The organism is Nocardioides yefusunii, assembly GCF_004014875.1.
Lineage (GTDB): Bacteria > Actinomycetota > Actinomycetes > Propionibacteriales > Nocardioidaceae > Nocardioides > Nocardioides yefusunii.
In genome coordinates this window covers 2,593,866-2,614,218 of the sequence record NZ_CP034929.1, presented here as the reverse complement: position 1 = coordinate 2,614,218, position 20,353 = coordinate 2,593,866, and the positions used below count along the sequence as shown (strand labels likewise).

Sequence of the window (20,353 nt, the reverse complement as noted above, 5' to 3'; positions counted from 1 at the left end):
CTGTTGCTCACGTTGTTCCCCCGAGGTCTTCGAGCCACCCGCGGTCCCGGGCGCTGCCCGAACGCTAGAGGTGAGCATGAGCGCCAGCGCTCGCGTCCCGACCGGCGGTCCGGGGACGCCGGCGGTGCGCGGAGGAACGGTGGCGCACGCCTCCGTACCCCGCCGAGCACGGGGCAATCTCCCTCACATGGGGGACGGGCCGCGTGGACGGGTCACGTTCCGGGAACGTCCGCCGCCGTCGCGGTCCCGGGGCCCGGGAATCTGACAGGATCGTGAGCCATGCACCTGCTCGGCACACGGACCGCACTGGCCCTGACCGCGATGTTCGCAGCAGCAGGGGCCAGCGGTTGCTCCGGTGACGACCCTGCGTACGTCGGGTTCCTGCTCGCCTCCGACGAGGGCCAGCGCTGGAGCGAACTCGACGAACCAGCCTTCCGCGCCGAGCTGGAGGAGCTCTGCATCGGCTGCGTCTACCAGACCCGCAACGCCGAAGGGAGCGCCGAGCGTCAGGCCGAGCAGTTCTCCGAACTCGTCGACGCCGGCGCGAAGGTGGTCGTCCTCAACGCCGTCGACGCCGCGGCTGCAGCCACTCTCGTCACCGAGCACCCGGACGTCTCCGTCATCGCCTACGACAGGTTCGTCGAGGGTGCGGCCCACTTCGTCTCCGTCGATGCTGCCGTGGCCGGCACGCTGGCTGCAGAGACTGCACTCGACGCGGTGGCAGCGAAGAAGCCCTCCGGGGCATCGGCGTCGGTCCTGGTGCTGAGGGGCCCCGCCGACGACCCGGACGCGGAGGCGCAGGCGGCAGCGGTCAACGACGTGCTCACCTCCCGCGGAGCCACCGTCCGTGCCACCCTCACCCCCACCACCCGGGCGGGGACGGAGGCCACCGCCTTCGTGCGGGCGAACGCGTCCGCCGTGGGCAAGGTCGACGCCGTCATCGGGGGCGACGACGGCCAGGCCGCTGGGGTGGTCTCTGCGCTCAGCGACCTCGGGGTCACGGGCGACGCCTGGCCCTACGTCACCGGGCGCGACGCCGACCTCAGTGCCGTGCGCCGCGTCGTGGCAGGAAAGCAGGGCATGACAGTGCACACGCACCCCACCGAGATGGCCGAACAGGCGGCCGCTCTCGCCGTCGACCTGCTGGCCGGCGACGACCCCCGCGACAATCCCGACCTCGACGTCGTCGACCACCGGGGAGTCGCCTCAGTCATCCTCACCCCCGGCCCGGTCACGCGGACGACGGTGGCGAACACCGTCGTGCGTGACCGGACGTGGAGCATCGAGCAGATCTGTGCCGGTGACGTCATGGACCACTGTGCCGAGCTCGGCCTGTACTGAGCCGGATCGTTGAGCGGGGTCAGAGGTTCCCTGAGGCCTCGGCCTGCACATAGAGACGATCGATCGCCTCGGCGTACTTGGAGTGCACGACGCGTCGCTTCAACTTCAACGACGGGGTCAGCTCCTCCGACTCGGCCGTCCACTCGGTCCCGAGCAGCTCGAACGCCTTGACCTGTTCGGGCCGGGAGAGTCGGGCGTTCGCGGCGTCCACGGCCGCGCGGACCATCGTGATGATCTCCGGGCGGGTGGCGAGGTCGGCGAGGTCGGTGAAGGCCAACCCCATCCGCTCGGCCACGACCGGGGCGACCTCACCGTCCAACGTCAGCACCGCGACCAGGAACGGGCGGGAGTCGCCGTACACCAAGGCGTGCCCCACCAGCGGCGACTCCTTGAGGAGGTTCTCGACGTTGGACGGGGCGACGTTCTTGCCGTGGGAGGTGATGATGAGTTCCTTCTTGCGATCGATGATCGAGAAGAAGCCATCGGCGTCGAGGGTCCCGATGTCGCCGGTGTGCACCCAGCCGTCAGCGTCGTAGAGCGTCGCCGTCGCCTCGGGGTTGCGGTGGTAACCGGGGGTGTTGACCGGTCCCCGGACCAGGACCTCGCCATGGTCGCCGAGCTTCACCTCCATGCCCGGCGTCGGGCGTCCGACCGAACCGAGCCGGAACGCCCCTGGACCGTTGACGGTCACGGCCCCGCACGTCTCGGTCATGCCGTAGACGTCGTAGACCTTGAGCCCCAGACCGGCCATGAACTTGGCGGTCTCCAACGGCATCGGTGCCGAGGCCGAGGCACACCACACGGCGCGGTCCAGACCCAGCAGAGCCTTGAGGAACCCGAGGATCGCGGCGTCGGCCTGCTCGTAGGCGCTCTGGATCTCCGGCGTCATCACGCCTCCGGTCTCCTGCGCCTGCACCCATGCCAGCCCCGCCGCCATGGCGCCCTGCACCATCGCGACGTTCTCGGGGTCGGGGTCAGCCGCGAGCTTCGCGCGGATCCCGGTCTGGATCTTCTCCCACACCCGAGGGACGCCGAAGAACGCCGTGGGGTGCACCTCGCCGAGCGTGGCGAGGAGCTGGGCGGGGTCGCCGATGCAGTACTGGTGGTTGCCCAGCAGGGTGGGACCGTAGACGCCCAGCACACGTTCGGCGATGTGGGCCAGCGGCAGGTAGGAGACCTGGACCTGCTGGGCCCCGACGAGGCCGGCCGCCTCCATCGTCGAGTACGCCTCGTAGAGCACGTTCGTGTGGGTCAGGGCGACACCCTTGGGGTTACCGGTGGTGCCGGAGGTGTACAGGATCGTGGCGGTGGAGTCGGCGGTGACCGTCGTGAGGGCGTCGTCGAGGTACGACGCGTCGTCGCGACGATGGGCGGCCCCGGCAGCGGCGAGTTCGCCCCAGGTCAGGAAGGTGTCGCCGTCGGGGAGGTCGTCCTCCTCGATCACGACGACGATCGTGTCGGGGCGGTCGGCGAGCACGTGGGCCCAGCGGGCGAGGTGATCGGCGTTCTCGAGCACCGCCAGCGTCGTGCCGGAGTGCTCGGCGACGTAGGAGACCTGTTCGGGCGACAGGGTGTTGTAGATCGACATCGGGACGGCGCCGGCATGCACGGCCCCGATGTCGGCCAGGACGTGTTCGATCCGGTTGGTGGCCATGATCGCGACCGGGTCTCCGGGGGCGACGCCGAGGGCGACGAGCCCTGCAGCCACGTCAAGGGCGCGTTCCCGGGTCTCGGCCCAGGCAAGGGTGCGCCACCCGGCAGGCCGGCCCTCGACGGGCTCTGTGGGAACGTGGTGGCGGTCGGAGTAGGCCGGCTGCTCGGGCCAGCGTCGAGCGGTGTCGGCGAGGGCATCGACGAGACTGCGGCCCTCGAGCTTGGCGAGGATGCGTGCGCGTTCGGTCAGTACGTCGGTCATTTTCTCCCTCTCGTGGACCTGGCACCCACTCTCGTGACGTCGTTGATTTCCGTGAACCCCTGAGCGGTCTCGTTCCGATATCAGACGCTACTCATCAGTTCCGGGGGGCAGGTGTCACATTCGGGGGCTCTCGTGGACGCGGCGAGGCCCCGCGAACTGGTGCTCGCGGGGCCTCGCCATCGGTCCTGGCGACAGGGTGGGGTCCAGGGTCAGGCGATGAGTTCCTTCATCCGTGCGATCGTGGCGACCGGGTCCGGGCCGGCCGGGGTGATGTTGAGGTTGGTGACGCCGGACTCGCGGAACGCAGCGATCCGCTCCTTCACGTAGCCCTCGGGCCCGACGAAGTTGGCTGCCTCCAGCCATTCCTGCGGCACGGCGGCCGCGGCCTCGTCCTTCTTGCCGTCGAGGTAGAGGTCCTGGATCTCCTTGGCGGCGTCCTCGTAGCCGTAGGCCACCGCGACGTCGTTGTAGAAGTTCTTGCCGCGTGCGCCCATGCCGCCGACGTAGAGCGCGAACATCGGGCGGACCAGGTCGAGGGCCTTCTTGACCTCCTCGCCCTCGCCGATCGCGACCACGCCACCGGCCAGGACCTCCAGCGGGCCCAGACCCTCCTGGCGCTTGGTCTTGCCTGCTTCCAGGGACTTGCCCCACACCAGGTGTGCCTTCTCGGGGTGGTAGAGGTGCGGGATCCAGCCGTCGGCGATCTCGGCGGTCTGTTCGACCGACTTCTCGCCCAGCGCGGCGATGTAGATCGGGATGGAGTCGCGTTCGGGACGGGTCAGGAGCTTCAGTGCCTTGCCCAGCCCGGTGACGGCGCCGTGTTCCTTGTCCAGTGGCAGGTGGAACTCGCCCTCGTTGGTGAGGGGTTCACGCTTGAGGCCACGACGCACCAGGTCGACGATCTCGCCGGTACGGGCCAGCGGCTTGCGGTAGGGAACGCCGTGGAAGCCCTCGATCACCTGAGGACCCGACGCGCCGAGGCCGAGGATCGCGCGTCCGCCGGAGACGTTGTCGAGACCGGCGGCGGTCTGCAGCAGGGCGCCGGGGGTGCGGGAGTAGATGTTGAGGATCGCCGAGCCGATCTCGATCCGTTCGGTCTTCGCCGCGAGGTAGCCCATCAGTGTGGGGGAGTCGAAGCCGTACGCCTCGGCCACGAAGACGGCGTCGAGACCGGCCTGCTCGTAGGAGACGACGGTGTCGGCTGCCTCGCGGGGGTTGCCGGCGTACTGCAGGAAGGTGGAGAGCTTCACGGTGACCTCGATCCGGATCGCTGGGTGCTGGACGCAGCGAAGGATGCTGCGCGCGGGTGCACGGCCAATCGGGCTGTGCAACGAGTTGCAACCTAGCGAGGTCGAGGGCTCTTGGGAAGGGGTGCATCCGGCGCTCGCCGGTCGGTGCCTGCGCTGTGCTGCCCGCGCAATTGTCGGATTGATGCGGTGACACGCCGGCGGCGCGGCATCAATCCGACAATTGCGGCAGCGAGCGAGTGAGCGGGGTGGGCGGTGCGAGAGCGCGAGGTGGGCTCAGGGGTGAGTGCGTCGTCGTGACCCCAGCACGGCCGCCACCAGACCCGCGCCACCCGCCACGAGCCACGGAACTGGCAGCAGCCAGCGCAGGTCGTCGGTGGGGAGCACCTCGGTCGTGGCCAGACCCCACACCACCAGGAGGCCGGCCAGCACCAGACCCCACACGAGGTGGTTGACGTGCAGTGGGTGGAGACCCCCGGTGGATTCCTGCAGGGCGACCGGTTCGTCGACGTCGCTCAGGACGTCGTCGAGGAACACCGTGTGCTGGGGATCCTGGTGGTGCTGGTGGTCGGGTGCGTTCATCGTCAGTTCTCCTCGAGTGCGTCAGGGGTGGGGGCCGTGGCAGGGACGGAGGCGGGGGCGGGGGCATCCGCCTCGCGGACGATCACCTCGCCCACTCCCAGGTCGACCGTGAGCCAGAAGACCTCGGAGCCCTCGTGGTCGTCGGTCAGGTAGGAGGCGTCCGTCCGGGCGACGCCGAGCCCGGCGCCGGTGTTGCCGAACACCCGTGCCTCGCCGACGCCGACGTTGGTGACCACGTCCACCCCGACTCCGCCGGGGACCACGATCTCGATCTCGCCGACGCCCCCGGCCACCGCGATCTCCCGGCCCACCAGTGCGGAGGGGTTGCGGACCGCGCTGAGGTCCAGGACGAAGGTGCCGGCCTTGAAGTCGTACGAGTCCAGGACGTCGCCGGACGTGGCCGGGACGAGGTGGACGTCAGTGCGCGGGTACTGCTCGACGGAGCTCATCGACGCGGTGGTCACGCCGGCGACGACACCGAGGGCGATCAGGCCCCCGGCGCGTCCCCAGAACGACCCCAGCAGCAGACCCGCAGCGGCCAGGGCGGTCACCAACGCCGGGTAGGCGGAAGCGGGGACGTCGACGCCGGAGAGCTGCACGCAACCCAGGAACCCCACCCCGAGGGCCGCGAGCGCCAGGACGATCCAGAAGAGCACCGGGCCACGACGACGCGGGTCGTCACGGCGAGACTGCCGCAGAGGACGAGGGGCTCGGGCCGGGGGCACGACTCCGGCGTACGGCGCGCCGTACGGTGCGGGCTGTGGGGCGGGCTGTGGGGCGGGCTGTGGAGCGGGCTGTGGGGCACCAGCGGAAGGAACGGGACCGTAGGTGGTGAGCGGGACGGTCACGTCCGGTGTCGCCTGCGGTTCGGCCGCCTGACCGAACTCGCTCGGTCGGGCGAACTCGTCCGGCTGGCGGAACGCATCCGGCTGGCGGAACTCGTCCGGCTGGCGGAACTGGGCCACCTTCGCATCAGCGTCCGGTCGGGAGGAGTCGCGCATCTTGCCGAACAGGAACCCTCCGGCGGCGAACAGCGCCAGGATCCACGGCCAGGGGGTGCCGGAGATGCCCCAGCCGCCGACGAGTGCCAGGGCCGCCAGGACGACCACGACGACCAGCGCCCTGTCGCGGCGGCGGGCGTCGAGCGCCACGGTCGCACGGTCGGTGCTCTCTTCGGGGACCACCAGCCAGAGACCGAGGTACAGCACGATCCCGGCGCCACCGAAGATCGTCAGGACGACGAAACCGATCCGCAGCAGCAGCGGGTCGACGTCGAGGTGACGGGCCAGACCACCGGCCACGCCGGCCACGGTGCGGTCGTCGCGGGAACGTCGCAAGCGACGGACGTCCTTGACGTCGTCCCACGTGACGCGGGGGCCGGCCTCGCCGGGGTGCTGGCCGGTGTGTCCGGCAGCGGGAGGGATGTTCGTGTCCATGGCTCAAGCCTGCGCCGTCGACGCGGCCAGCGGTATCGGGGACGACCCCGGTCCGACCCCGGTCCGACCCCGGTCCGTGCCGGGGAGCCAGCCCGTGCACCCGGGGGTCGGTTCAGGGTGCGACCGGGGTCGCCCCTCATGGATCCCGTCGCGGGCGGCTGCGACGATGGGTCCGTGACCACCCAGGAACTGCACCCACCGCTCGGCGCTCGTCGGATGACCCGCGCGAGTGCCGAGACGTGGCTCGGGGGTGTCGCCTCCGGTCTCGCGGCGCACCTGGGCGTGCCGGTGCAGTGGGCCCGCATCGGGTTCGTCGTCGCGATGCTGTTCAACGGAGCCGGTCTGGTCCTCTACGGCGCGCTCTGGATGTTGGTCCCCTCCGACGCCTCGTTCGAGCGGTCCACGCCCGGACTGGAGGGGGCGTCCCGTCAGGGACGTCGTCCGATGGCGCAGCGCCTGCTCGGCGACGTCGGTCCCGTCGGGTCGCTGGTGGTGGCGGGCATCGGTCTGATCCTGGCGTTGCAGGTGATGCTCGGGTCGTTCTCGGTCCTGGTGCCGTTGCTGGTGGCCGGGCTGGGCGTGGCGTTGTTGTGGCGTCAGGCTGACGAGGCGCAGAAGCAGCGCTGGTTCGACGTCGACGGTCGGATCGACCCGGTCCGTGCCGTCATCGGTGCCGACACCCGCGCCGGATGGGCCCGGATCGCCGCGGGTGCCGCGCTGGTGCTGGTCGCGGTCTCGATCTTCGCGGTCGGCAGTTCGGGCCTGGCGATGGCGCGCGAGGTGTGGATCGCGACTGTGCTCGGCATCGTCGGTGTCGTCGTGGTCGCCGCGCCCTGGCTGCTGCGGCTGGCTTCCGACCTGGGTGCCGAACGCGCCGAACGCATCCGCACCCAGGAGCGTGCCGACATGGCTGCACACCTGCACGACTCCGTCCTGCAGACCCTCGCGCTGATCCAGCGCAACGCCTCCGACCCGACCCAGGTGACCCGGTTGGCGCGCCGTCAGGAACGCGACCTGCGGGCCTGGCTCTACACCGGCGACTCCCTCGACGACGCCACCCTCGCCGGAGCGTTGCGTGACCTCGCGGCGAAGTTCGAGGACGACCACGGCCTCGTCGTCGACCTCGTCGCCGTGGGTGACTGCGACGTCGCGACGGTGGTCCGTCCGGTGGTGCAGGCGGTCGGTGAGGCACTCACCAACGTCGTCAAGCACGCAGGGGTGGAGCGGGTCGACGTCTACGCCGAGTGCGGTGCGCACGAGGTGGAGGTCTTCGTCCGCGACCGCGGTGTCGGTTTCGACCCGGCGGGTGTGGCCGCCGACCGGATGGGGGTCAGTGGCAGCATCATCGGCAGGATCGAACGGCACGGCGGACGGGCCAGCGTCCGCTCGACGCCCGGGGACGGCACCGAGGTGCGGATCGTGGTCCCGCTCGCCCCTGTCACCAGCCCCACCCACGAGGAGAAGAACTGATGGACGCCCCCGTCAAGGTCCTGGTCGTCGACGACCACGCGATGTTCCGCACCGGAGTGCGCGCCGAGCTCGGGCAGACCGGCGTGGGTCGGGTCGAGGTGGTCGCCGAGGCCGAGGACGTCGACACCGCGGTCGCAGCGGTCGCGGCAGCACGTCCCGACGTGGTGCTGCTCGACGTGCATCTCCCCGGCGGTGGTGGCGTGGAGGTGATGCGCCGGACCGCACACCTGCCCGACGCCCCGCGCTTCCTCGCGCTCAGTGTCTCCGACGCCGCCGAGGACGTCATCGGGACCATCCGTGGCGGCGCCCGCGGCTACGTCACCAAGACGATCACCGGTCCCGAGCTCGTGGACGCGATCGGTCGGGTCGCGGAGGGCGACGCGGTCTTCTCGCCGCGCCTGGCCGGGTTCGTGCTCGACGCCTTCGCCGGGTCGGTGCCGGTGGCGGCCGTCGACGAGGACCTCGACCGGCTCTCCGAACGGGAACGCGAGGTGATGCGGCTGATCGCCCGCGGCTACGCCTACAAGGAGGTCGCCAAGGAGCTGTTCATCTCGGTCAAGACCGTCGAGACCCACATGAGCGCGGTGCTCCGCAAGCTCCAGCTCTCCTCGCGTCACGAACTCACCAAGTGGGCCTCGGACCGCCGCCTGCTCTGAGCGGTGCGGACCTTGATCGGGTCGCCCGGTAGATTCCGCCGCATGGACATCCTGCGGCTCGTTCTCCTCTTCGTTCACCTGCTCGGCTTCGCTGCCCTCCTCGGTGGTCTGCTCATCCAGGCCCGCGAGCCGGAGAAGAAGGTCACCTGGCTGATGCGCGACGGTTCCGGCCTGGCCCTGGTCGCCGGTCTCGCGCTCGTCGGTGTCCTCGAGGCCGGCGACGCCGACGTCAACCACATGAAGATCGGGATCAAGCTCCTCCTGGCCCTGGTCGCCACCGCACTGGTGATGGCCAACCTGCGCAAGCCGAAGATCTCCAACGGTCTCTACGGCGTGATCCTGCTCGCCACGGTCGCCGCGATGGGCGTCGCGGTCTTCATGAGCTCCCCGCACACCTTCTGATCCCACCTCACCACACCCCTCTTCTCCGGACGGCGTCGCAGCCTGGCTGCGACGCCGTCCGTCGTTCCCGGGCAGAGTCGTCGGGGGCTGAGTCGTCGGGGCGTCGGCCGCGTCTCGGGACCCGCAGTGTCGGTGCCGGGCCGTAGGCTTGATCCCGATGAGCAACCCCTTCATGATCCCCGGACTCGAACACCTCTCCGCCGCGAAGGACGACGCTCCCGAACGCCCTGCGGCGTCCGGGTGGGCCCCGTCCGACAGTGCTGGCCACGAGGCTCCGGTGCGTACCCGTGCGGCCACTCCGGAGGAACTGCTGGAGGGCCTCAACGAGCCCCAGCGTGAGGCCGTGGTGCACGCGGGCAAGCCGCTGCTCGTGGTCGCCGGCGCCGGCTCGGGCAAGACCCGCGTGCTGACCCGCCGGATCGCCTGGACGGTCGCGCAGCGTGGCGCCCACCCGGGCTCGATCCTCGCGATCACCTTCACCAACAAGGCTGCCGCCGAGATGCGCGAGCGCGTCGAGGAACTGGTCGGCCGTCGGGCCCGGTTGATGTGGGTCTCGACGTTCCACTCGGCCTGCGTGCGGATCCTGCGCAAGGAGGTCGACAAGCTCGGCTTCACGTCGTCGTTCACCATCTACGACTCCTCCGACTCCAAGCGTCTGATGACGATGGTGCTCAAGGAGCTCGAGCTCGACCCGAAGAAGTACCAGCCCAACGCGGTGCTCAACTGGATCAGCGACCGCAAGAACGAACTGGTCGACGTCGACGAGGCCGCGAAGTCGACCACCAACGCGTTCGAGGAGACCTACGTCAAGGCGTACCGCGCCTACCAGGCGCGTCTGCGCGCAGCCAACGCGATGGACTTCGACGACCTGATCATGGCCACCGTCGGCCTGTTCCGGGCGTTCCCCGACGTGCGTGAGTTCTACCGTCGCCGGTTCCGTCACGTGCTGGTCGACGAGTACCAGGACACCAACCATGCCCAGTACGCGCTGATCCACGAGCTCTGCGCGGACCCGAAGCTGACCGCCGAGGGCGACCTCGTGGGCGGAGCCTCGGCGGGCGGCGGAATCGGCCCGGCCGAGCTGATGGTCGTCGGTGACGCCGACCAGTCGATCTATGCGTTCCGCGGTGCCAACATCCGCAACATCCTCGACTTCGAGAACGATTTCCCCGACGCCTCCTCGATCCTGCTGGAGCAGAACTACCGCTCCACCCAGACGATCCTCGCCACCGCCAACGCGGTCATCAGCAACAACAAGGGCCGCAAGCCCAAGCGTCTGTGGACCGACTCCGGCGACGGCGAGAAGATCGTCGGCTGGGTCGCCGACGACGAGCACGGCGAGGCCCGGTTCGTCTCCGACACCATCGACAAGCTCGTCGACGCCGGTGACGCCCGTCCGGGCGACGTCGCGGTCTTCTACCGGACCAACGCGCAGTCGCGGGTCTTCGAGGAGATCTTCATCCGCACCGGCCAGCCCTACAAGGTGGTGGGCGGTACGCGCTTCTACGAGCGCAAGGAGGTCCGTGACGCGCTGGCCTACCTGCGGATGCTCGCCAACCCGGCCGACGAGGTCTCGCTGCGCCGCATCCTCAACGTCCCCAAGCGTGGCATCGGTGACCGTGCCGAGGCGGTCGTCGCGTTCCACGCCGAGCGGGAGCGGATCACGTTCTTCGAGGCGCTGCTGCAGGCCCACCGCGCGGAGGGCATCGCGACGCGGTCCCTCAACGCGATCCGCGGCTTCACCGACATGGTCGTCGAGCTGCGCCAGATGGTGGAGGCCGGCGAGCGAGCCGACGTCATCCTGGAGACCGTCCTGGACCGCTCGGGCTACCTCGCCGAGCTGGAGGCCTCCGACGACCCCCAGGACGGCACCCGGGTGGAGAACCTCGCCGAATTCGTCGCCGTGGCGCGCGAGTTCGCCGAGGACCCGCAGGCCGGCCCCTCGGCGGACCCCGACGACGTCGAGGCCGGCACGGTGACGCCGGGCCTGACGGACTTCCTGGAGCGGGTGGCGCTGGTCGCCGACTCCGACCAGATCCCCGACGCCGACGACGGCGAGGGCGTGGTCACGCTGATGACGCTGCACACCGCCAAGGGTCTGGAGTTCCCGGTCGTCTTCCTGACGGGTCTGGAGGACGGTGTCTTCCCGCATCAGCGCTCCCTGGGCGACTCGACCGAACTGGAGGAGGAGCGTCGCCTGGCCTACGTCGGCGTGACACGTGCTCGCGAGCGTCTCTACCTGTCCCGGGCTGCGGTCCGCTCGGCCTGGGGAGCCCCGTCGCACAACCCGCCGTCGCGGTTCCTCGACGAGTTCCCCGTCGACCTGGTGGAGTGGAAGCGCTCCGAGGCCGCGCCGAGCCGGTGGGGGTCGAGCGGCAGCAGTGCTGTGCAGGGCCGAGCCGGTTCGACCGGTTCGTTGACGGACGCCGGACGCGGCAACTTCTCCTCCGCCGCGATGCGTCTCGACGCTGCGACCAAGTCGAAGAAGACCCGCGAGATCCCGTCGCTGTCCTCCGGCGACCGGGTCCTGCACGACTCCTTCGGCATGGGCACCGTCGTCGGCGTGGAGGGGCAGGCCGAGAAGTCGGTCGCCTCGGTCGACTTCGGATCCCAGGGCGTGAAGCGGCTGCTGCTGCGCTATGCCCCGCTCGAGAAGCTCTGAGAGGAGCGGAGGGGAGTCAGTGGACTCCCCAGTCACTGATCAGCCACTCGCCGTCGACGTTCTTGAGCTTCATCAGGCTCGGCGAGACGGTGCCCTGGCTGTCGGTGATGGAGAGGCGGACGCTGGCAGTGGTGTCGGTCTCGTCGACGCCGTAGCTGCGGATGCTGGGCGGGTCGAGGAAGGAGTCGCCCACGCCGGCCACGTACTCCTCGCACGTGCCACCGGCCTTGACCATCCCGGTCCTCTCGGCGGAGGAGACCAGTGACTTGCGAGCCTTGGGGGTGAGCAGGTCACAGGCCGCGGCGTCACCGTCGTAGAGGTGGGCCTGGAAGCGCATCGCGACCACGGTGGACGAGGTCGCGGGGACCGGGGTCTGCGTGGCCTCGTCGCCCCCACTCGCCACGGGGGCGGCGTCGGGAGCGTCGGACTCCTGGGGATCTTCGGGTGCCTCGTCCTCGACGGGTGCCTCGTCCTCGACGGGTGCCTCGTCCTCGACGGGTGCGTCGTCGACCTCGGAGCCCGCGGGGGCGGTGCCGGTCGGGAGGGGGTCGTACTCCTGGAACTCGGTCGAGCCGCAGGCGGTGGCCAGAGCGACGACGAGGGCGCTGAGGGACAGGGCAGCGCCGGCACGACGCGACGTGGTGCGCAGAGGCATGGACCTACTCCGGGGGAGGGGCGGGGGAGGGACGTCGCCGGTGGGACGGCCGGGGAGACCGCGAACCAGTCGCGTATCTCGATAGATCATATATGCGGGCGGTTCGCGGTGGGCCCTGCTCCGGGGACTGCTCGTGCCTTTCTTCCCTGACGACGCGAGGCCCCCGTCCCGGAAGGGACGAGGGCCTCGTGGTCTGACAGGGTCTGGTCGGCCCGCAGTGCGATCAGGGAGTGACGCCGTGCGCCTGCAGGACGCTGCGCGGGTCGACGGCGTCGCCGCCACCCGGGTGCACCTCGAGGTGCAGGTGGGGGCCGGTCGAGTTGCCGGTGGTGCCCAGCGAGCCGATGACCTGACCGCCGACGACCTTGTCGCCCACGGAGACCTTGTAGGCGCTCTGGTGGCAGTACCAGATCTCGGTGCCGTCCTCGAGGGTGAGGATCGTGCGGTAGCCGTAGGCCCCGGCTGGAGCGGTCTCGGTGATCGTGCCGTTGGCCACGGCGAACAGGTCCTGGCCGTGGGGGCCGGCGAAGTCCAGGCCCGTGTGCACGCTGCGCCACAGGTAGCTGGAGAGGCCGAAGGTGGCCGAGATCCGGTAGTTGGCGACCGGGATGTGCCACTGGTTGGCCTCGATCTTGGCCGCCTGCTGGTTGGCGCGGACGTTGATCGAGGCGAGGGTCTTGCTGCGCTTGGCAGCGATCGCCTCGGCCTTGGCCAGCAGTGCGGCCTCGTCCTCGGCGGCAGCGGCGTCACGCCGGCTGTCCCTGGAGATGACGGCGTCGCGCTCAGCCAGTGCCTCGGCGGCAGCCTTGGCGACGTCGGAGGTGGCTCCGCTCGCGGTGGCAGTGGCCTTCGCGGTCTCGGGGCCGGAGAGCTGCGGTGTGATGATCGCGCCACCCACCGAGAGGGCGAGTGCTGCGATGCCCGCGATCACCGGGACGGACGGCTTGGTCCACACGCGCGAGGCGGTGGTGGAGCGGGTGCGAGGGGCCGCGGTGCGGGACGCGCGGCGGCGCCCTGGCTCGACGTGGCCCTGCGTGGGGGAGACGGTGTCCTTGAGCGGTGCGGCGGCTTCGGCGGAGATCAGCGCGGAGACTGCCGCGGCGCGGCGGCGACCCGGGCTGGTGGCTGCCGGGGTCGTGGCTCCGGACGTCGTCCCGGCGTCGGTCTCGACGCTGGAGGGGGGGATGTTGGTGGTGTCCGCGTCGGTCCCTGAAATGTCGCTCACCCGGCTCGCCGGGGCGGCAGCCCTGCGGGCTCCGCCCGGAATGGCGTTCCGGGTGTCGGTGGACGGACGGGAGGCGCGACCGGCCGAGGCTGTGCGGCGCAGTCCGCGTTCAGCTCGATGGTTACCCATGCGTTGTGCACCTCGTCGGTTCGGGGGTGGGGCTGTGTCGCCAGTACGGCAACTCGGCCGACTGTAACGGAGATCGACGCGGGGTCGGTATCTGTCGTGGACCAATTGTCCGCCCTTTACCCAACTCGGTGCAGGCGAACGGACGTTTTCGGCAGCACCCGGCATCAACCTCCCGAACAGGGGTGCGGCATGTCACCCAAACGCCCCATCTGTTGACGCACGTCACGCGAGCCACACGGGCCACACCTCGTGTGACCTCAGGCACATGCACCCCTTTGGGGGGGTGCTGGGGTCGCCGTCCGGTCCCATCACGGTTTAGTCTCGCCGAGTTGGAACGCGCCCCCTGGGTCACTCATGGCTCGGGGCTGCCCGCGCGCTCGCGTACCTAGAGGATTGGGTGGATCGTGGACCTGATGGAGTACCAGGCGAAGGAACTCTTCGCCAAGCATGGAGTGGCTACCACCCTCGGCAAGGTCGTGGAGACCGCCGAGGACGCCAAGGCTGCCGCTGAGGAGATGGGTGGCGTCACCGTCATCAAGGCCCAGGTCAAGGCCGGCGGCCGTGGCAAGGCCGGTGGCGTCAAGATCGCCAAGACCGCTGACGACGCGTACGAGTACGCCAAGGCGATCCTCGGCATGGAGATCAAGGGACTGACGGTCAACCGCGTCCTGGTCACCCCCGCGACCCCGCCGGTGGAGGAGTACTACTTCTCCTTCCTGCTGGACCGCGCCAACCGTGGCCACCTCTGCATCGCTTCCGTCGAGGGTGGTGTCGAGATCGAAGAGGTCGCGAAGACCAACCCCGAGGCCGTGCGCCAGATCCGCATCGACGCCCTTGAGGGTGTCACCCCGGAGAAGGCCGCTGCGATCGTCGACGAGGCCAAGTTCCCCGCCGAGCTCCGCGACCAGGCCATCGAGATGGTCCAGAAGCTGTGGAAGGTGTACGTCGACGAGGACGCGACCCTCGTCGAGGTCAACCCGCTGGCCCGTCTGGCCGGCGACCGCCTCGAGGCTCTCGACGGCAAGGTGTCCCTGGACGAGAACGCTTCGGAGTTCCGTCACCCGCACCACGCTGACTTCGAGATCCGCGAGGAGGCCGACCCGCTCGAGGCGAAGGCCAAGGACCTCGGTCTCAACTACGTCAAGCTCGACGGCCAGGTCGGCATCATCGGTAACGGTGCTGGTCTCGTCATGTCGACCCTCGACGTCGTTGCCTACGCCGGCGAGAACCACGGCGGCGTCAAGCCCGCCAACTTCCTCGACATCGGTGGCGGCGCGAACGCCCAGGTCATGGCCAACGGTCTCGACGTCATCCTGAACGACGAGCAGGTCAAGTCCGTGTTCGTCAACGTCTTCGGTGGCATCACCGCGTGTGACGAGGTCGCGAACGGCATCAAGGGTGCCCTCGAGATCCTCGGCGACAACGCGACGAAGCCGCTCGTGGTCCGTCTCGACGGCAACAACGTCGAGCAGGGTCGCGCGATCCTGGCCGAGCTGAACCACCCGCTCGTGACCGTGGTGGACACCATGGACGGTGCGGCCGACAAGGCCGCCGAGCTGGCGAACGCCTGAGACAAGGAGAACTTGAAATGACTATCTTCCTGAACAAGGACTCCAAGATCATCGTCCAGGGCATCACCGGTGGCATGGGCTCCAAGCACACCGACCTGATGCTCCAGGCCGACTCGAACATCGTCGGTGGCGTCAACGCCCGCAAGGCCGGCACCACGGTCGAGCTCAACGGCAAGACCCTCCCGGTCTTCGGCACCGTCGAAGAGGCCATGAAGGAGACCGGCGCCAACGTGTCCGTCGCCTTCGTTCCCCCGGCCTTCACCAAGGCTGCCGCGATCGAGGCCATCGACGCCGAGATCCCGCTGCTCGTCGTGATCACCGAGGGTGTGCCGGTCCAGGACACCGCCGAGGTGTTCCAGTACCTGCAGGGCAAGAAGACGCGCATGATCGGCCCCAACTGCCCGGGCATCATCTCGCCCGAGGAGTCCCTGGCCGGCATCACGCCGCACACCATCGCCGGCAAGGGTCCGATCGGCCTCGTGTCGAAGTCGGGCACCCTGACCTACCAGATGATGTACGAGCTGCGTGACTTCGGTTTCTCGACCGCCATCGGCATCGGTGGTGACCCGATCATCGGCACCACGCACATCGACGCCCTCGAGGCCTTCGAGAACGACCCGGAGACCAAGGCGATCGTCATGATCGGCGAGATCGGTGGAGACGCCGAGGAGCGCGCTGCCGCTTACATCGCTGAGCACGTGACCAAGCCGGTCGTCGGCTACGTCGCTGGCTTCACCGCTCCCGAGGGCAAGACCATGGGCCACGCCGGCGCCATCGTCTCCGGCTCCTCGGGCACCGCGCAGGCCAAGAAGGAGGCCCTCGAGGCCGTTGGCGTCAAGGTCGGCAAGACGCCGTCCGAGACCGCCGCCCTCATGCGCGAGGTCATGAAGAACCTCTGAACCTCAGCACGGGTCACTGACCCGTCCCGGTTCTGACTCGACAGCCCCCGACCACACGGTCGGGGGCTGTCGTGCGTCCGGGGGACGTCGTCGTTGGCACGTGCGCAGGGACGGTCGCCGTGGCCGAAGTGAACGCGAGCCCGACGGCAACGCGCAGCAGGTGGGACCGGTCTCGCGTCCCGGGGACGACGTCAGTCGGTGGTGGCGGCCGAGGTGTCCAGGCGGGTGAGACGCTCCTGGGCCCGTGCGGCCAGCGCGATGAAGTCGTCGCGCGACATGGCCAAGTCGCGCACACCCACGAAGGTGATCTGGGCGACGTGCTGCCCGTTGCGAACGACGGCCATGCGGTACTTCACCGCGGCGGAGTCGCCGGTGGCGATCTCGAAGTCCCAGGCCTTGATCGAGCCGCCGCTCACGGGCAGGTTGGCCAGGGAGCGGACCTCGGTGCCGAGCTCGTCGGCACAGCCGTTGACCTTCGCGTCGACCTTGGTGATGAGCTTCTTCGCGGCCTCGCTGGAGGCAACGGTGGCGGCGCTCTCGGTGACGCCGAGCGCTCCGGGCTTCTTGACCTCGACGAGGACGAACTGACGGCTGAGTGCGCCGGTCGCGCCGTTCGCGGCGAAGTCGATCCGGTCGCAGCGGGTCACCGACGTGGTGGCCTCGACCTTCGTCGGGGTGAGACCCACCCAGGGGCCGGGCGCGGAGTCGACGGGCGGGAGGTCCCACTCGCTCACCATGCCGGGGACGTCGCCGGCGGCCGGCACGATCTTGCTCTTCAACGTGGGAGGCGCGGCACAGGTGCTGGTGCCTTCCGTGCCGCAGCCGGCGTTGACGGCGGCGGCGAGCAGCAGGGCTGCCTTCTCGTCCGACCCCTGGCCGGAGGGCACGTCGGAGACGGTGGTGGTGACGGTGCTGCCACTGCGAGCGACGCCGACGCGGACGGTGCGGCGGTCGTCGCCGTAGTCACGGAAGGTGAAGAGCTCGGCGCTGTCCCCGACGCCGACGACGCGGTGGAACGCGTACAGCTGGGTGCGGGGGTCCTTGCAGGCAGCCATCCATCCGTGGACGGTGGCGAAGGTCCTCTCGGCGGTCTTGTCGTCGACCGACATCTCCACCATCTCGACGACGCGGTCGTTCGTGGTGGCAGTCGTGGACTTCTTGCTCCCGGATCCCTTCTTCTGCACGGGGGTTCCGGTGAAGGTGCGCACCCAGGCCTGGCCGGCGGTGTCGGCGAACCGTTCTTGCTGGCACGGCAGGACGATGCCCTGGTCTGCGTCGTCGGTGTTGCGGTGGGTGGCGGTCTCGGCCCAGGTGACCTTGGGCGAGATCCGGGTGAGCTGCTCCTTCTCCAGGAGCACCGAGTCCTCCAGGAGCGGGAGCGCGGGGTCCTCGCTGGCTGCGGGACGTCGTTCGAAGTCCTGTGCGCCGAGGTTCACCTCGCGGGCCTCGCCCTGGGTGACGATCGTGCCGCTGGTGACGACCAGGGCGACGGTGCCGAGCACGGCGGCGACGGTGTGGGCCCGACGGCGGGTGGTCCCGGTGCGGCGCACGATGCTGGATCGCGGCCATCGGCCGGTGGCGGTGGTGCGCAGCTCTGCGAGCAGCGCGGGGATCTCCCCGACGCTGCAGCCGCGGGTCTCGGCGAAGGTCGTGCTGGCCTTCTCGACGAGCTCCTCGGCGGCGGGGACGGTGACGCCGATCTCGCGGGCCGCCTCGGTGACGGGCACGGGGGAGAGGTGGGTCAGGACCAACGCCTTGCGCTGGGGCGTCGTCAGCGAGTCGAGGACCGCGAGGGTGTCGGCGACGTCGCCGGGGAGGTTCTTCTCCTTGTGCCACGGCCGGACGGAGTGGCGGGCCCGGGCACGCTTCCACACCTGGGGGCGCAGCCAGGCGACCTGGTCCTCGACCTTGCGGACGGTGTTCCAGTGGTGCCAGGCCACGGCGCACGCATCGCGGACGGCTGCTCGGGAGACCGCGAGGTCGCCGGTGAGGGCGTACGCCTCGACGAGGAGGTCGTCCCGGACCTCTTTGTAGAGGTCGTCGAAGTCGTCCTGGTGGCTGCTCATGACGTGCCCACCCTACGAGGTGGTGGTGCGCGCCGCACCTCGTGTCCCGCCTCGGAGCAGGAGTCGGGGCCGGGCCGGGTCGTGACGACGGCGGCGTGGCACGCGCCGCGACGGGGTGGCGTCGGGCGATGATGGGTGTGACATGAGCGCCTCCTTCCCCACGTCGACCCGTCCACAGCTCCCCGCTCCGGGGGGCTCTTCGTCACGTCCTGCGGCGGTGCGGGGGGAGGGATTCTCCGCCCAACGTCCGCATCGTCCGACTGCTCTGCTCGGTCTGCTGGCCGGTGCCGGTGCGGCGCTGCTGGGGATCGTGGTGTGTGCCGTGATCGGCCTGGTCGGCTGGTACCTCTCCGACGCCGGTGGGCACGGCGCACCTCGTGAGGGTGTCGCGGCGGGCACCCGGGCCTGGCTCGTGGGCCACGGTGCCGGTCTCGAGGTCAACGGTGTGGCGATCACGCTGCTCCCGCTCGGGATCACCCTCATGGCCGCCTGGCTCTCCTGGCAGGCGTCACTGCGGCTGGGGGAGGCGGTCTGGAACCACGGCCCCGACGAAGCGCGGCGTGGCGACGGCGAACGCGACTTCACCGTCCTGCTCGCCACCGGCGGCTTCACTGCCGGCTACCTCACGGTGGCCGTCCTGGCGTTGTCCGCCGTCTCGTCGCCGCAGTGGCAGGGATCGGTCGCGGGCGTGGTCCGGTGGTCGTTGCTCTTCGGAGTGGTGGTGGCGGGTGCCGGTGTGCTCCTCGGGTCGGGGCGTGTCCGGTGGTGGGCCGAGCGGGTCCCGGTCGCTGCTCAGGACGCCTTCGCCGGGGCGTGGGAACTGTTGCGGGCCTGGTTCGCGGTGAGCGCGCTGCTGTTCGTGGTGGCCATGGTCGTGGGTTACCCCGACGCCGCCGAGATCGTGCGCAGCCTGGGCACGTCCCCCTCGGAGACGACGATGTTGGTGCTGGCCTGTGTGGTGCTGCTGCCGCAGGCGGTGCTGTGGTCGAGCGCGTTCCTGCTGGGCCCCGGTTTTCAGGTGGGCACCGCGACCGCGGTCGCTCCCTCGGGTGTGGTGCTCGGTCCGCTGCCGCTGGTGCCGATCCTGGGTGCGTTGCCCGACGACGGCCCTGCGCCCGGCTGGTGGGCCGTGCACCTGGCGGTGCCGGTGCTGCTGGCTGCCGCGCTGATGGTGCGACGTCAGGTGACGTTGCGGATCACGGGCTGGACGCACGCTGCGGTCGCCGGTCTCGGGGCTGGTCTGCTGGCCTCGATCGTCCTGGCCGTGCTGACGGCGATGGCTGACGGTGCTGCTGGACCCGGCCGGATGGCCGAGGTCGGCGTGAGCGGCACGACGGTGCTGGTCGCTGCGGCGCCGCTCTTCTGCCTCGGGACGCTGCTCGGGGCGTTGGCCGGGACCTGGTGGGTGCGCCGTGGCGGTGTGCCGGTGGATCCGTCGGAGAGCGTCGTGGGGGAGCCGAGCGCGGAGGATGCGCAGGAGACGCCGGTCGATGAGACGCCGGAGCCAGAGAGCGCCGCCGAGCCGGAGCGCGACGTCGAACCTGCTGCTGAACCCGAACTCGAGGCCGAGCTTGCGGTCGAGGACGAGCCTGCCGCCGCGGAGCCCACGGACGCTGAGCCCACGGACGCTGAGCCCACGGACGCTGAGCCCACGGACGCGGAGCCCACGGACGCGGAGCCCACGGACGTCGAGCCCACGGACGCCGAGCCCACGGACGCCGAGGAACTCAGTCACGAACTCGCCCAGGAGCACGCGCTGGTCGAGCAGACCAACAAGGTGCCGGTGGTGACCGCTCCGCTCGCCGACGAGGACGCCGCCGACGCGGAGACCGACGCCGCCGAGCCGGAACCGGAGCCCGAGCCTGCGGCGGAGCCCGAGCCTGAGCCCGACCCTGAGACCGAGGTCGCGGCAGAGATCGACGTGCCGGACGACGTCGAGGCCACGGCCGAGCACCGGATGGTCGTCCACGAGGACGCCGAGTCGGGCCCAGACCGGGACGACGCCCCGGACGCAGAGGCCGACGGTGAGGCCGACGTTGAGGAAGACGTCCGGACGGGCACCGACGAGCCCGAGGAACGTCAGCCCTAGACTCACGT

15 protein-coding genes are annotated in these 20,353 nt (G+C 70.2%); 8 read left to right on the top strand and 7 right to left on the bottom strand.

What is annotated here, in order from left to right; genetic code table 11:
* Window positions 1-279: 279 nt before the first annotated feature.
* The gene (locus EOV43_RS11885) at window positions 280-1,341 is read left to right on the top strand and encodes a substrate-binding domain-containing protein (RefSeq protein ID WP_128221473.1); all 1,062 of its coding nucleotides are present in this window, start codon (window positions 280-282) and stop codon (window positions 1,339-1,341) included.
* 19 nt (window positions 1,342-1,360) lie between these two features.
* On the opposite strand, the gene EOV43_RS11880 is transcribed toward EOV43_RS11885, so the two are convergent.
* The 4 genes from EOV43_RS11880 to EOV43_RS15875 form a co-directional block, all read right to left on the bottom strand.
* On the bottom strand, window positions 1,361-3,256 hold the full coding sequence (locus tag EOV43_RS11880) for an AMP-dependent synthetase/ligase (protein WP_128221472.1): 1,896 nt from the start codon (window positions 3,254-3,256) through the stop codon (window positions 1,361-1,363).
* A gap of 209 nt (window positions 3,257-3,465) precedes the next feature.
* Window positions 3,466-4,506 (bottom strand): LLM class F420-dependent oxidoreductase, encoded by a 1,041-nt coding sequence (locus EOV43_RS11875; RefSeq protein WP_128221471.1) that lies wholly within the window; start codon window positions 4,504-4,506, stop codon window positions 3,466-3,468.
* A 273-nt stretch (window positions 4,507-4,779) separates the two neighbouring features.
* On the bottom strand, window positions 4,780-5,085 hold the full coding sequence (locus tag EOV43_RS11870) for a hypothetical protein (protein WP_128221470.1): 306 nt from the start codon (window positions 5,083-5,085) through the stop codon (window positions 4,780-4,782).
* A gap of 2 nt (window positions 5,086-5,087) precedes the next feature.
* A complete protein-coding gene (locus EOV43_RS15875; protein ID WP_128221469.1) occupies window positions 5,088-6,521 on the bottom strand; it encodes a PspC domain-containing protein in 1,434 nt (477 codons plus the stop codon).
* 174 nt (window positions 6,522-6,695) lie between these two features.
* Here EOV43_RS15875 and EOV43_RS11860 point away from each other — a divergent pair, with 174 nt between their 5' ends.
* The 4 genes from EOV43_RS11860 to pcrA all read left to right on the top strand — a co-directional run bounded on the left by EOV43_RS11860 (window position 6,696) and on the right by pcrA (window position 11,711).
* Complete coding sequence (locus EOV43_RS11860; protein WP_239022110.1) at window positions 6,696-7,991, top strand: ATP-binding protein; 1,296 nt, start codon at window positions 6,696-6,698, stop codon at window positions 7,989-7,991.
* Window positions 7,991-8,647 carry a response regulator gene (locus EOV43_RS11855; protein WP_128221467.1) on the top strand — a complete coding sequence of 219 codons (657 nt, stop codon included), beginning with the start codon at window positions 7,991-7,993 and terminating at the stop codon, window positions 8,645-8,647. Before EOV43_RS11860 ends, EOV43_RS11855 begins: the two co-directional genes overlap by 1 nt.
* A gap of 42 nt (window positions 8,648-8,689) precedes the next feature.
* Window positions 8,690-9,049: a hypothetical protein gene (locus EOV43_RS11850; RefSeq protein ID WP_128221466.1), complete on the top strand. Its 360-nt coding sequence runs from the start codon at window positions 8,690-8,692 to the stop codon at window positions 9,047-9,049.
* 157 nt (window positions 9,050-9,206) lie between these two features.
* Window positions 9,207-11,711 carry a DNA helicase PcrA gene (gene pcrA / locus EOV43_RS11845; protein WP_128221465.1) on the top strand — a complete coding sequence of 835 codons (2,505 nt, stop codon included), beginning with the start codon at window positions 9,207-9,209 and terminating at the stop codon, window positions 11,709-11,711.
* A gap of 16 nt (window positions 11,712-11,727) precedes the next feature.
* Here the strand turns inward: pcrA and EOV43_RS11840 are convergent, their stop codons facing one another.
* Both EOV43_RS11840 and EOV43_RS11835 read right to left on the bottom strand, forming a co-directional pair.
* Complete coding sequence (locus tag EOV43_RS11840; protein ID WP_128221464.1) at window positions 11,728-12,366, bottom strand: hypothetical protein; 639 nt, start codon at window positions 12,364-12,366, stop codon at window positions 11,728-11,730.
* Window positions 12,367-12,589: 223 nt separating this feature from the next.
* Window positions 12,590-13,720, bottom strand: a complete 1,131-nt coding sequence (locus EOV43_RS11835) for a M23 family metallopeptidase (RefSeq protein ID WP_128221463.1) — start codon at window positions 13,718-13,720, stop codon at window positions 12,590-12,592.
* A 404-nt stretch (window positions 13,721-14,124) separates the two neighbouring features.
* On the opposite strand from EOV43_RS11835, the gene sucC reads away from it, so the two are divergent.
* Together sucC and sucD are read left to right on the top strand one after the other, a co-directional pair.
* Window positions 14,125-15,291: an ADP-forming succinate--CoA ligase subunit beta gene (gene sucC, locus EOV43_RS11830; RefSeq protein WP_128221462.1), complete on the top strand. Its 1,167-nt coding sequence runs from the start codon at window positions 14,125-14,127 to the stop codon at window positions 15,289-15,291.
* Window positions 15,292-15,308: 17 nt separating this feature from the next.
* Window positions 15,309-16,190, top strand: coding sequence for a succinate--CoA ligase subunit alpha (gene sucD / locus EOV43_RS11825; protein WP_128221461.1), 882 nt, complete (start codon window positions 15,309-15,311; stop codon window positions 16,188-16,190).
* Window positions 16,191-16,381: 191 nt separating this feature from the next.
* On the opposite strand, the gene EOV43_RS11820 is transcribed toward sucD, so the two are convergent.
* The gene (locus tag EOV43_RS11820) at window positions 16,382-18,256 is read right to left on the bottom strand and encodes an RNA polymerase sigma factor (RefSeq protein WP_128221460.1); all 1,875 of its coding nucleotides are present in this window, start codon (window positions 18,254-18,256) and stop codon (window positions 16,382-16,384) included.
* A gap of 142 nt (window positions 18,257-18,398) precedes the next feature.
* Here EOV43_RS11820 and EOV43_RS11815 point away from each other — a divergent pair, with 142 nt between their 5' ends.
* Entirely contained in the window at window positions 18,399-20,345 is a 1,947-nt protein-coding gene (locus EOV43_RS11815; RefSeq protein ID WP_128221459.1) for a cell division protein PerM, read from the top strand.
* The last annotated feature ends 8 nt before the right edge of the window (window positions 20,346-20,353 follow it).

Coding starts and splice junctions, on each gene's coding strand:
- pcrA (WP_128221465.1), top strand. CDS start 9,207: ATGAGCAACCCCTTCATGATCCCCGGACTCGAACACCTCTCCGCCGCG.
- sucD (WP_128221461.1), top strand. CDS start 15,309: ATGACTATCTTCCTGAACAAGGACTCCAAGATCATCGTCCAGGGCATC.
- EOV43_RS11835 (WP_128221463.1), bottom strand. CDS start 13,720: ATGGGTAACCATCGAGCTGAACGCGGACTGCGCCGCACAGCCTCGGCC.
- EOV43_RS11840 (WP_128221464.1), bottom strand. CDS start 12,366: ATGCCTCTGCGCACCACGTCGCGTCGTGCCGGCGCTGCCCTGTCCCTC.
- EOV43_RS15875 (WP_128221469.1), bottom strand. CDS start 6,521: ATGGACACGAACATCCCTCCCGCTGCCGGACACACCGGCCAGCACCCC.
- EOV43_RS11885 (WP_128221473.1), top strand. CDS start 280: ATGCACCTGCTCGGCACACGGACCGCACTGGCCCTGACCGCGATGTTC.
- EOV43_RS11815 (WP_128221459.1), top strand. CDS start 18,399: ATGAGCGCCTCCTTCCCCACGTCGACCCGTCCACAGCTCCCCGCTCCG.
- EOV43_RS11820 (WP_128221460.1), bottom strand. CDS start 18,256: ATGAGCAGCCACCAGGACGACTTCGACGACCTCTACAAAGAGGTCCGG.
- EOV43_RS11870 (WP_128221470.1), bottom strand. CDS start 5,085: ATGAACGCACCCGACCACCAGCACCACCAGGATCCCCAGCACACGGTG.
- EOV43_RS11855 (WP_128221467.1), top strand. CDS start 7,991: ATGGACGCCCCCGTCAAGGTCCTGGTCGTCGACGACCACGCGATGTTC.
- EOV43_RS11850 (WP_128221466.1), top strand. CDS start 8,690: ATGGACATCCTGCGGCTCGTTCTCCTCTTCGTTCACCTGCTCGGCTTC.
- EOV43_RS11880 (WP_128221472.1), bottom strand. CDS start 3,256: ATGACCGACGTACTGACCGAACGCGCACGCATCCTCGCCAAGCTCGAG.